The organism is Erythrobacter sp. HI0063 (assembly GCF_001635685.1).
Lineage (GTDB): Bacteria > Pseudomonadota > Alphaproteobacteria > Sphingomonadales > Sphingomonadaceae > Qipengyuania.
The window spans coordinates 38,195-50,373 of record NZ_LWFF01000324.1 but is presented as its reverse complement, the minus strand read 5'-3'; the positions used below and the strand labels follow the sequence as shown (position 1 = coordinate 50,373).

6 protein-coding genes and 2 pseudogenes are annotated in these 12,179 nt (G+C 65.9%); 7 read left to right on the top strand and 1 reads right to left on the bottom strand.

Annotated features, from left to right (window positions below; all coding sequences use genetic code 11):
• The 7 genes and pseudogenes from A3736_RS13505 to A3736_RS13475 all read left to right on the top strand — a co-directional run.
• Positions 1-253 (top strand): annotated as a pseudogene (locus A3736_RS13505) (MFS transporter); the annotation flags it as partial.
• A 21-nt stretch (positions 254-274) separates the two neighbouring features.
• Positions 275-1,303, top strand: coding sequence for a LacI family DNA-binding transcriptional regulator (locus A3736_RS13500; RefSeq protein ID WP_067683951.1), 1,029 nt, complete (start codon positions 275-277; stop codon positions 1,301-1,303).
• Between the two features lie 97 nt (positions 1,304-1,400).
• On the top strand, positions 1,401-4,547 hold the full coding sequence (locus A3736_RS13495; protein ID WP_233999388.1) for a helicase-related protein: 3,147 nt from the start codon (positions 1,401-1,403) through the stop codon (positions 4,545-4,547).
• A 106-nt stretch (positions 4,548-4,653) separates the two neighbouring features.
• Positions 4,654-8,232 (top strand): annotated as a pseudogene (locus A3736_RS13490) (hydantoinase B/oxoprolinase family protein).
• Complete coding sequence (locus A3736_RS13485) at positions 8,229-8,924, top strand: DUF969 domain-containing protein (RefSeq protein ID WP_067683949.1); 696 nt, start codon at positions 8,229-8,231, stop codon at positions 8,922-8,924. The pseudogene A3736_RS13490 and the gene A3736_RS13485 overlap by 4 nt, the downstream one beginning before the upstream one ends.
• The gene (locus tag A3736_RS13480) at positions 8,921-9,871 is read left to right on the top strand and encodes a DUF979 domain-containing protein (RefSeq protein ID WP_067683947.1); all 951 of its coding nucleotides are present in this window, start codon (positions 8,921-8,923) and stop codon (positions 9,869-9,871) included. Before A3736_RS13485 ends, A3736_RS13480 begins: the two co-directional genes overlap by 4 nt.
• Positions 9,862-10,851 (top strand): DUF2891 domain-containing protein, encoded by a 990-nt coding sequence (locus tag A3736_RS13475; RefSeq protein WP_067683945.1) that lies wholly within the window; start codon positions 9,862-9,864, stop codon positions 10,849-10,851. The genes A3736_RS13480 and A3736_RS13475 overlap by 10 nt, the downstream gene beginning before the upstream one ends.
• On the opposite strand, the gene A3736_RS13470 is transcribed toward A3736_RS13475, so the two are convergent.
• Positions 10,848-12,116 (bottom strand): acetyl-CoA C-acetyltransferase, encoded by a 1,269-nt coding sequence (locus tag A3736_RS13470; RefSeq protein WP_067683943.1) that lies wholly within the window; start codon positions 12,114-12,116, stop codon positions 10,848-10,850. The two genes, A3736_RS13475 and A3736_RS13470, sit on opposite strands and share 4 nt — an antisense overlap.
• Positions 12,117-12,179 lie beyond the last annotated feature (63 nt).

Below are 12,179 nucleotides of genomic sequence, written 5' to 3'. Positions count from 1 at the left end.
GGCCGATGCGATTCCGCCTGCGCGAACGGGCATCTATATGGGTATCTTCAACATGTTCATCGTGATTCCGATGCTGATCGAAACGGTGACGATGCCGCTGATTTACGAACCTCTGCTGGGCTCCGATCCGCGCAATGCGCTGATGCTGGGAGGAGGGCTGATGCTTCTGGGCGCGGTGGCGACTCTGTTCGTGCAGGCAGGCGGACGTCCCGCACGGGCCGTGTCGGAGGCCGCGTCTGTTCCGCCGACCTAGTCGCGTGTAGACGCTGGGACGATGAGCGCGAAAGAAACACCCAGGGGCCGCCCCGCCGTCCGCACCCTCAGCGATCTCGCGGGCATTGCCGGGGTGTCTGCAGGCACTGTCAGCCGGGCGCTTGCAGGCAACAGCCTGGTCAACACGGACACGCGCGACCGCATCGTCGCTCTCGCGCGCGAGCATGGTTTCCGGCCGAACAAGATGGCCAGCAGCCTGCGCCGCCAGAAGACGGACGTCATCGGCATCGCCATCCCGCTGGGCCACGATCGCAGACAGCAGATTTCCGACACCTTCTTCATGACGCTGCTGGGCCATCTCGCCGATGCACTTACCGAGCGTGGCTACGACCTGATGCTGCGCCGCGTGATCCCCGAACGCGACGAGGACTGGCTGGACCGTTTCATCGGATCGGGATTGGTCGATGGAGTGCTGGTGATCGGCCAGTCCGACCAGTTCGACCGGATCGAGGATGCAGCCGACGGCTATCTGCCGATGGTCGTCTGGGGCAATCATGCCGAAGGGCAGCGCCATTGCGTGGTCGGCACGGACAACCGCCTGGGCGGGCGGCTTGCGACCGAGCGGCTGATCGCTGGCGGTGCGCGGCATATCTATTTTCTGGGCGACACATCCGCAGTCGAATTCGCAGCTCGCTATGCCGGCGCGCTCGATGCGGCAGGCCGGTTTGGCGTGACGATCACACCCCTCACGAGCCACCTCTCCAGCGATCGGCTGGAAGCGGAGGTGGCCGCCAATCTCGATCGTCCGTTCGCGCCCGGAGACGCCATCTTCGCCGCGACCGACACGCTGGCCATCGCCAGTCTCGCGCGGCTGAAGGCGCTCGGCATCTCTGTGCCCGACGAGGTGCGCATCATCGGGTTCGACGATCTCCCGCTGGCCGCCCAGACATTTCCGCCGCTCACCACCGTTCGCCAGGACATACGCGCGGGCGCCTTCGCGATGGTCGATCTGCTGATCCGCCGACTGTCGGGCGAGGAAACCGAAAGCATCGTGATGCCGCCGCGCCTCGTCGTCCGGCAGACAGGGTAGCGCGGATCGGGGAACGGCCCTGTCTCTCGGGCCTTTTGTCCTGTGCGCGACCGGCCGCTTCCCTGGCCCCGCAGCGCCGCGAAAGGGCTTCCAGACAGTGTCTTCGACCGACGACGAAAGCGCCGCTGTGACCGGCATGGGTGCAAAGGTGCTGCGCATCGTTCGAAATATCGGCGATGGCCCGGTGCTGTACCTGTGCGACGACGACACCGAGGCCGAGAGCCTTGCCACGGCGCTCGAGGCGCTGCTGCCGGAGGTGACGATTGTCCATCTTCCCGCAAGCGATACCTTGCCGGGCGACGATGCGCCGCCATCGCCAGCCAATGTCGGCCACCGCGTCACCGCGCTGCGGCGGCTGCGACAGCTTTCGTCCGACGAAGGACACAAGGATCTCGTCGTGGTGACCACGGGAGAGGCCGCCGCGCGGCGTTATCTCCCTGCAGACGCTTTCGATGCCGAACCACCCTGCATCCGCGTCGGCGATCCGATCGATCCCGACGACTTTCGCGAAGATGCGATCGAACTCGGCTATTTCCTCGACGATCGCATCGACGAGCCGGGCGAGATCGCAATTCGCGGCGAGGTGATCGATCTCTATCCCGCCGATGCCGGAGAGCCCGTGCGGATCGATCTGGCCGATGGCCGGATCGCAGCGATCCATCATTTCGATGCCATCTCGCAATTGCGCAGCGATGCCTGCGACGCGGTTGCGATAGGCCGCGCGGCAGAGCCGGAGGGAGACGCGACGGCTACGCTTGTCGATCATATGACACCCGGCATCCTGTTGCTGTCGCCAAGGGCGGAAAAGCGGCGCAGGCGGTTCGCAAAGCTCGCGCAGCGTGCGGCGAAAGAGAGCAAGGCCGATCTGGACGCCGTCGACGACGCCCGCTGGCAGGCGGCGATCGAAAACTGGCGGTTGGAAAGCGATGGTTCCTCGATCGCTCTCGAAGCGATTCCCCGCTTCGCGGAAAAGAAATCCCCGGCGCGGGCGGCCATACGCTTTCTGAAGTCCGAACGCGAAGCGGGTCGCGCTATCGCCATTGTCGGCAGCGAGCGCGACCTGCGGTTTCTGCGCAGCCGTCTGGGCCATGCCTTCGAAATCGTCGAGCATTGCGAGAGCCTGCGCGCCTTATCCGCGAAAGACGACAATGCGCTCAATTTCCTGTGCGCCCCGCTCGATCGCGGAGCGCGCGATGACGATGTCGCGCTCATTGCGGCGGCGGATATTCTGGGCTCGCGCGCGCTGCTCGATACCTCGCCTTCCGTTGCGCGTCAGGTCGGCCTTGTCGGAGCGGAATTGCAGCCGGGCGATCTGGTGATTCACGAAGATCACGGCTTTGCCAGAGTTATCGGTCTGGAACCCGCGCCAGAAGCGCAGGGGGGCGAGGTGATCGCGCTCGAATATGCAAAGGAAGCGCGGCGTCTGGTGCCCACCAGCGACGCGGCCCTGCTGTGGCGTTACGGCGGCGATGCCGACAGCGTGAAACTGGACAAGCTCGATGGCACGGGCTGGAACAAGCGCCGCGCGGAAATCGACAAGGCGATCGCGGAAACCGCGAAATCGCTGATCACTCTGGCTGAAGAACGGGCCAGGCAGTCGGCCCCGGCGATGGAGCCCGATGCCTCGGCCTATGAACGCTTCGTCTCGGGCTTTCCCTATAACGAGACGTCCGATCAGGCGCGCGCCATCGCTTCGGTGCGCGACGATCTGGCTTCCGGCAAGCCGATGGAGCGGCTCGTCATCGGCGATGTCGGCTACGGCAAGACCGAAGTGGCTCTGCGCGCCGCGGCGATCGCCGCGCTGTCGGGTTATCAGGTTATCGTGGCCGCGCCGACCACGGTGCTGGCGCGCCAGCATCTGGAGGAATTTACGCGCCGCTTCGCCGATACCGGCGTCAAGGTCGCCGGTCTGTCCCGGCTGACGAGCGCGGCGGAGAAGAAGTCGGTCATGGCGGGTTTGGCGGACGGATCGATCGGCGTGGTCGTCGGCACCGCAGCGGTCGTCGGGAAGTCGGTCGAATATGCCAAGCTCGGCCTTGTCGTAATCGACGAGGAACAGCGCTTCGGTGCAGCCGACAAGGCGAAATTGCGACAGGCCGCCGACGTCCATCTCCTGGTGATGAGCGCGACGCCCATTCCGCGCACGCTGCACCGGGCGATGATCGGCTTGCAACAGGTATCCGTGATCGCCACGCCGCCCGCCCGCCGCCAGCCGATCCGCACCACGACCAGCACGATCGACGATCCGGCGATCGGCCTTGCACTGCGCCGGGAAAAGATGCGCAAGGGGCAGAGCTTCGTCGTCGTCCCGCGCATCGCCGATCTGGACGCCATGCGAGAGCGGATCGAGACGATCGCGCCCGATCTCACCATCGTCGAGGTGCACGGCAAGATGCCCGGTGGCGAACTGGACGAGGCGATGGTCCGGTTCGCGGCAGGTGATGGGGATATCCTGCTTGCGACCAATATCATCGAGGCCGGGCTCGACGTGCCGCGGGCCAACACGATGATCGTCTGGCGATCGGATCGGTTCGGCCTTGCGCAATTGCATCAACTGCGCGGACGCGTGGGGCGGGGGCGAAGGCGCGGGCAGGTGATCCTGACCACAGCTGAGGAAACGATTTCGCAAGCGAGCGAGAAGCGTCTGCGCACGCTCGAAACCTTCGATCAGCTCGGCTCCGGTTTCTCGATCGCCAGCGCCGATCTCGATCAGCGCGGAGCGGGCGATATTCTGAGCGATGCGCAGGCCGGGCACATGAAATTGATCGGCATCGATCTCTACCAGCATTTGCTCGAAGGGGCGCTTCGTCGGGCGCGCGGCGAAGCGCAACGCGAATGGCGTCCCGAAATCCGTACCGGCATCACGGGTGCGTTCCCGCCCGACTGGATTCCCGAAGAAGAGGTGCGCCTCAATCTCTACATCCGCCTCGCCCGATTGAGCGAGCGCGCCGAGCTGGATGCGTTCGAAGCGGAACTGGCCGACCGGTTCGGACCTTTGCCGGACGCCGCGCAGTCGCTGATCGATCTGGCCCTGCTGACGATACTCGCACTCGAAACCGGTATCCGCGCCGTGAATGCCGGCCCCAAGGCGATAGCCCTTACGCCGGCGGAAGCGGACGAAGACGCTCTGGAAGCGGTCGGGCTCGTCGCGAGCGACGATCGGTGGCTGGCCAGCCCGGACAAACCCTTCGCCGAACCGGCTCGCGCGGCGATCTCCATTCTCGAAGCTCTGGTAGAGAAATGAGGTAGGAGGGACCGATCGCGTGCGACATTCCCCAAGAGCCTGAAGGCTGTTCGCAGCGCGTCCGGTCCGTTTGTAATCCGTCGTGGCGCGTGCCAAGCCGTGCTCCATGACAGATGCTCCTTCCAGGCCGAGCTGGCGCTTCGCAATCGATCGCGGCGGCACATTCACCGATGTCGTCGCAACCACGCCCGACGGGCGGCTGGTGACCGACAAGCTGCTGTCCGAAAATCCCGAACATTACGAAGATGCCGCCAGCGAAGCCGTGCGCCGATTGATGGCGGCATATGGCGAGGGCGACGAGGCGGCTCCCATCGCCGAAATGCGCGTCGGCACCACGGTCGCCACCAATGCCCTGCTCGAACGCAAGGGGGCGCGGCTGGCTCTGGCGATCACGCGCGGCTTTGCCGATGCGCTCAGGATCGGCACGTAGGCGCGGCCGGACATCTTTGCGCGCCATATCCTCCTGCCCGAACAACTGCCCGAAACTGTGGTCGAGATCACGGAGCGCGTCGCGGTCGATGGCGAAGTTCTCGAACCTTTGGATATCGAGGCGGCGAAGCGCGAATTCACGGCTCTGCGCGAGGACGGATACGATTCGATCGCCATCGTCCTGATGCATGGCTGGACGCATCGCGATCACGAAATGGCTCTGGCGGATCTGGCGCGCGAGCTTGGCTTCGCGCAGGTCAGCGTCAGCCACGAGGTCGCGCCTCTGATCCGCCTGATCCCGCGCGGCGATACGACCTCCGTCGATGCTTATCTCTCGCCCGTCCTCGATCGGTACACCGATAATCTGCGTGCGAGCCTGCCGGAAACGGGTGCGCTGCGCTTCATGCAGTCGAATGGCGGCCTCGCCGAAGTCGGCGCGTTTCGGGGCAAGGATGCGATCCTGTCCGGCCCGGCGGGCGGTGTTGTCGGCATGGGGGCGACCGGCGCCGCGCTCGGCCACACGAAGCTGATCGGGTTCGACATGGGCGGGACCAGCACCGATGTCGCGCATTATGCAGGCGAATACGAGCTGACCGGCGACAGCACGGTGGCGGGCGTGCGCGTGGCCGCGCCGATGATGCAGATCCACACCGTCGCGGCAGGCGGCGGATCGATCTGCAGTTTCGACGGATCGCGCTTCCGCGTCGGCCCGGAAAGCGCAGGAGCGGACCCGGGCCCCGCCTGCTATCGCAAGGGCGGGCCGCTGACGGTGACCGACTGCAATCTCGTTCTGGGCCGGATCGATCCAGCCTTTTTCCCAAACGTATTCGGCCCCGATGGCGACGCGCCGCTGGACCCGGCGGCTGCGCGGGCCCGTCTGGAAGAGATCGCCGCCGCTCTTCCAGAGCCGCGCCCGATCGAGGATATCGCCGAGGGCTTTCTCGCCATCGCGGTGGACAGCATGGCGAATGCGATCCGCAAGATCAGCGTGGCGCGCGGCCATGACGTGACGCAATACGCGCTCGCCTGTTTCGGCGGCGCGGGCGGACAACACGCCTGCAAGGTGGCGGACGAATTGGGCATCGAAACGGTGCTGGTTCACCCGCTGGCAGGGATGCTCTCCGCCTACGGGATTGGCCTTGCCCCGGTGAAGGCGATCCGCGAGGTCAGTCTGGTGCGGCCACTGGAGGAATCCTATGATGACGGCCTCGCGGCTTTGCAGGACGAAGCGCGCGCGGCCCTGCTCGAACAGGGGATCGCGGAAGATGCGATAGAGATCGACAGCCGTGCGCGGCTGCGGTTTTCCGGCAGCGACAGCATCCTGACCGTGGATTGCGAAGACAAGGGCGCGATGGATACGAACTTCCGCCGTCTCCACCGCCAGCGCTTCGGCTATTCCGACGATAAGGCCCCGATCGTGGTCGAGGCCCTGAGCGTCGAGGCGAGCGGCTTTTCCGGCGGGCTCGACGCGGCAGAGGTGGAGCCGGTGGCGGCGGGCGGGACGCCTTCTGGCGAATGGACCACGCTGGAACGAGCCGCGATGAGCGCGGATGATGGCGTGGACGGGCCGGCCCTGATAATCGATCCCGGCTCCACCACCGTGGTCGAGCCCGGCTGGCAGGCGCGCCTCCAGTCGGAAGGCAGCCTCGTGCTCACGCGAACCGAACCCCTTGAGCGCAATCAGGCGGCGGGCGTTTCGGCGCATCGCCATGTCGATCCGGTCCGGCTCGAAATCTACAACAATCTCTTTATGGCCATCGCCGAGGAGATGGGCGTCGTGCTCCAGAGCACGGCGAGTTCGGTCAATATCAAGGAACGGCTCGATTTCTCCTGCGCTCTGTTCGACGCGCAAGGCGCGCTGATCGCCAATGCGCCCCACATTCCGGTGCATCTGGGAAGCATGGGCGATTCCATCGCGCGCGTGATCGAAACGCGTGGGGGCGCGCGGGATGGACGCGGATTTCGCCGTGGCGATGCCTATATGCTCAACGATCCCTATCGCGGCGGCACGCACCTGCCCGACATCACCGTGATCGTTCCCGTCTTCTATGGCGAGGCTTCGCACCTGCCCGACGCCTTCGTCGCCGCGCGCGGCCATCATGCCGATATCGGCGGGATCGCGCCCGGATCGATGCCTCCCGAAAGCCGCACGATCGTGGAAGAAGGCGTGATGATCGACGATTTCCTCCTCGTCGACGAAGGAGCGTTCCGCGAAGATGCGGTCCGAACCCTGCTGGCGAGCGCGGATTATCCCGCGCGCAATCCCGATCGCAACCTGTCCGATCTGCGCGCCCAGCTCGCCGCCTGCACGCGCGGGGCCGAATTGCTGCACAGCGCCGCGCGCGATTCCGGCGGCGAGACGGTTGCGGCCTATATGGGCCACGTGCTGGCGAATGCGGAAGAAAGCGTGCGGCGGCTGCTCGATCGGCTCGAAGACGGGCAGTTCGCCTATCCGATGGATAATGGCGCAGTGGTGAAGGTGACGATCCGTATCGATCGCGAAGCACGATCCGCCGTCATCGACTTTACCGGGACCAGCGATCAGCGCCCGGACAATTTCAACGCGCCGCGCTCGATCACCCGCGCCGCCGCGCTTTATGTGCTGCGCACGCTGATCGACGATGCGATCCCGATGAACGATGGCTGCCTGCGCCCGGTCGATCTGATCGTGCCCGAAGGATCGATGCTGAACCCGCGCCCCGGCGCGGCGGTGGTGGCGGGCAATGTCGAGACCAGCCAGACCGTCACCGATGCGCTGTTCGCCGCAACGGGCCGCCTTGCGCCCAGCCAAGGGACGATGAACAACTTCACCTTCGGGAACGAGAGCGACCAGTATTACGAGACGATCTGCGGCGGATCGGGCGCGGGGCCGGACCATGACGGGACGAGTGCGGTCCAGACCCACATGACCAATTCGCGCCTGACCGATCCGGAAATTCTCGAAACGCGCCTCCCTGTGCGGCTCGACCGCTTCGCCATACGGCGCGGATCGGGCGGGAAGGGCGCGCATACCGGCGGTGACGGGGTGGAGCGGCGCGTGACCTTCCTCGAACCGATGCGCGCCAATATCCTCGCCAATCGCCGCAAGCATCCGCCGCAGGGCATTTGCGGTGGCGGCGATGCCGAGCCGGGACGCAACTGGGTCGAACGGGCCGACGGATCGCGCGAGGATCTGGGCGCAACCGGATCGGCCGAAATGCGCCGCGGCGATGCTTTCGTGATCCTGACCCCCGGCGGCGGAGGATACGGCGCATGAATTACTGGCCGCTGCTCGGCATCGCGCTGGTCGTCATCGGTTTCGCGCTGCAGTTCAATCCGCTCCTCGTGGTGGTCGGCGCGGCGGTCGCGACCGGGCTTCTCGCCGGGCTCGACATCGTCGCGGTGGTCGAAGCGCTGGGCCGCGCCTTCAACGATAATCGCTATATCTCGGTGACCTGGATCATCCTGCCGGTGATCGGCCTGCTCGAACGCTATGGTCTGCAGCAGCGCGCACGGAGCCTGATCGAGAGCGTGCGCGGTGCGACGATGGGCAAACTGCTGGTCCTCTATCTCGGCTTCCGCCAGATCACGGCGGCGCTGGGGATGAAGGATATCGGCGGCCACCCTCAGGCGGTGCGGCCTCTGGTCGCACCGATGGCGGAGGCGGCGGCCACCAAATCGCACGGGGCCCTGCCCGAAGCCGAGCGGCAGAAAGTGCTCGCCATGTCGGCGGCGACCGACAATGTCGGGCTCTTCTTCGGTGAGGACATCTTCTTCGCGATCGCCTCTATCCTGCTGATCCAGGGCGTGTTCGAAGCGGCGGGCTATCCGCTGACGCCGCTGCAACTTTCCGTCTGGGCGATCCCGACCGCAATCTGCGCTTTCCTGATCCACGGCGGACGCATCCTGGCGATGGACCGGCGCATGGGCAGGCTCACCCCTCCTGCTAGCGGGGAGGAGCGGGCATGATTACCTATGAATGGCTCTACATCCTCGCGGGCGGCTTCTTCGCGGTCTGGGCGCTGCTGTCCTTGCGCGACCGGCGCTGGGGCAATGGCGCGTTCTGGGGATTGCTCGCGGCGAGCTTCCTCTTCGGCAGCCATATCGGCGATTTCGCCAATGGCGTGCTGGTGCTGGCGATGGTGGCTATCGCGGGGCTGGGCCTGCTGAAGCGCAGCGATCCGCCGACCACCACGCCGGAAGAGCGGCTGAATTTCTCCGAACTGTTCGGCAATCGCCTGTTCCTGCCTGCGCTGATCGTGCCGCTGACGGCAGTGGTGGGTACGCTGCTCTACAATTACACGCCTTTCGGCGAGACCGGCCTGTTCGAAGCGCGGCGCGAAACGCTGATCCTGTTCGGTGTGGGCGTGGTGGTGGCGCTGGTGGCGGCCATCGTCTGGCTGCGCCCCCCGGCGCTCGCACCAGCCGAAGAGGGCAGGCGTTTGCTCGATTCGATCGGGTGGGCGGCGATCCTGCCGCAGATGCTGGCCGCCTTGGGCGCGGTATTCGCGCTCGCCGGGGTGGGCGAGGTGATCGGCGCGCTGGCGGGGCAGGTGATTCCCGAAAACAGCGTGCTCGTCTCGGTTATCGTCTACTGCTTCGGCATGGCGCTGTTCACGATGATCATGGGCAATGCCTTTGCCGCCTTCCCGGTGATGGCTGCCGCGATCGGTATTCCGCTGCTGGTCGAGGGGTTCGACGGCAATCCGGCGGTGATCGGCGCGGTGGGGATGCTGGCGGGATTTTGCGGCACGCTGCTCACCCCGATGGCGGCCAATTTCAACATCGTGCCCGCAGCCCTGCTGGAACTGGACGACCAGAACGGCGTGATCCGCCAACAGGTGTGGACGGCAATCCCGCTTTGGGTGTGCAACGTGGCGATCATCTATGTTGCGGGGTTCTGGTTGTGGAACTGACCGAAACTATCGCGCGTAGCTACGCCCGGATCGCGCTGGGCCATGTGGCGCGGCCTTACCCTTTCAAGGACGATCACGTCTTTGCCTCGGACGCGGATGTCCGCCCCCCACGCGAGGCGCATCCGGTGTTCTTTGGCAGCTTCGACTGGCATAGCTGCGTGCATGGCTGGTGGACGCTGCTGACGCTGCGGCGGCTGTTCCCGGACATGCCCGAAGCGAACGAGATCGCGGCGCTGGCCGAGGCGACCTTCACGCCCGAAAAACTGGCGAGCGAACTGGCCTATCTCGACCGCCCCGAAGCGCGCGGTTTCGAGCGGCCCTATGGCTGGGGCTGGCTGCTCGCTTTGCACGCCGAGTCCGCGCGGCATGAAGATCGCGCATGGGGTGCGAAGCTGGAGCCACTCGCCCGCGCCTTCGCGGAACGGTTCGCCGCCTATCTGCCGTTGCTGACCTATCCGATCACGGTCGGCACCCATTTCAACACCAGCTTCGCTCTGGTGCTGGCGCGCGACTGGGCGGAGGATCGCGATGCAGCGCTCGTCGCGACCATCGACGATTGGGCCGAGACCGCCTTTGCGGATCGCAGCGACTATCGCGGGTGGGAGCCGGGCGGAGACGAATTCCTCTCACCCGTTCTCACCGCTGCCCTGCTGATGAGCCGCGTCTGGCCGCGCGATCGGTTCGCGCCGTGGTTCGCAGCGTTGGTGATCGATAATCGCTGGCTGGAGCGCGAATGCGAGCCCGCCTTCGTGTCCGACCGCAGCGACGGCAAGATCGCCCATCTCGACGGCCTCAATCTCAGCCGCGCCTGGGCCTTGCGCGAAATCGCCTCCGCCATCGCGCCGCATCCCGCCGGGGCGGACCTGCGCGCGCTGGCCGACCGGCACTTCGCCGCCGCCGAAGCCAGCGTTGCGGGCGATTATATGGGAGAACACTGGCTGGCGAGCTTCGCGCTGCTGGCGCTGCTCGCCCCGCGCTAGTCGACGAAATCGCTCACCCGTTCGACGATGATCGCCGGAGCCATGCCGCCCGCCGCGCACATCGTGACGAGGCCATATCGCTTGTCCTGCCGCTCCAGCTCGTCGACGATCGTGCCGATCAGGATCGATCCGGTCGCGCCGATCGGATGGCCCAAGGCGATCGAGCCGCCATTCACATTGACCCTGTCCCAATCGAGCCCCAGATCGCGCACGAATTTCGCCGCGACCACTGCGAAGGCCTCGTTGATTTCGAACAGGTCGATCTCGTCCACGCTCAGCCCGGCCTTCTCCAGCACCTTCTTCGCCGCCGGGACGGGGGCATTCAGCATCAGCGTGGGATCATCGCCCATATTGGCCGTCGCCACGATGCGCGCGCGCGGCTTCAGCCCGTGCTTCTCGGCATAGTCCCGGCTCGTCACCAGCACCGCCGCCGCGCCGTCGACCACGCCGGACGAATTGCCCGCATGGTGGAAATGCTCGATCTCGACGTCGGGATATTTCGCATTCACCAGTCCGCGAAACGTGGTGCCCTGTTTGTCGAGCGGCACGTCGGCGATCTTGGTGAAGGCGGGCTCCAGTTCGGCGAGGCCTTCGCGCGTGGTCTGGGGGCGGGGAAATTCCTCGCGGTCGAGCACGATCTTGCCCTCGTCGTCGGTCACCGGAACCACCGATTTGTCGAACCGGCCCTCGGCAATCGCCTGGGCGGCGCGCTGCTGGCTGCGATAGCCGACCTCGTCCAGCTCCTCCCTTGTGAAGCCTTCCATGCTGGCGATGGCATCGCCGCACACGCCCTGATGGCTTTGCGGGTGGGTCGCCTGCAGCCGCTCGTTATAGCTGCCCATCATCGGCGGCCTGAGGCCCGCCGCCATCTTGTCCTTCGCCATCTGTGCGGTCAGGCTCATCATCTCGGTGCCGCCCGCGACGACGCAATCTTCCATCCCGCTCATCACCTGCGCCGCGGCCAGCGCTACGCTGGTGATCCCGCCGCCGCAGAACCGGTCGAGCGTGGTGCCGCTCGAGGTTACGTCATAGCCCGCATCGAGCGCGGCCATCCGCCCCAGATCGCCCGCCTGCATCCCGTCCTGCGTGCTGACCGACCAGATCACGTCGTCTACCGTCGCCGTGTCGAGATCGTTGCGCTCCGCGATCGCTTTCAGAACCGTCGCGGCGAGATGCTGCGGGTGCATGGCGGCGAGCGCGCCTTTTCCCTGCTTCCCGATCCCACGCGGGGTGCGGACGGCGTCGATGATATAGGCTTCAGGCATGGCGTGCTCCTCTCTCGCTCCGGCGATTGCCGGTTGACGTTTGCGTAAGCCTCAAGCAGCACT

Excerpts from the sequence above, each read along its gene's own strand:
- A3736_RS13500 (WP_067683951.1), top strand. The coding sequence starts at position 275 with ATGAGCGCGAAAGAAACACCCAGGGGCCGCCCCGCCGTCCGCACCCTC.
- A3736_RS13480 (WP_067683947.1), top strand. The coding sequence starts at position 8,921 with ATGATTACCTATGAATGGCTCTACATCCTCGCGGGCGGCTTCTTCGCG.
- A3736_RS13470 (WP_067683943.1), bottom strand. The coding sequence starts at position 12,116 with ATGCCTGAAGCCTATATCATCGACGCCGTCCGCACCCCGCGTGGGATC.
- A3736_RS13485 (WP_067683949.1), top strand. The coding sequence starts at position 8,229 with ATGAATTACTGGCCGCTGCTCGGCATCGCGCTGGTCGTCATCGGTTTC.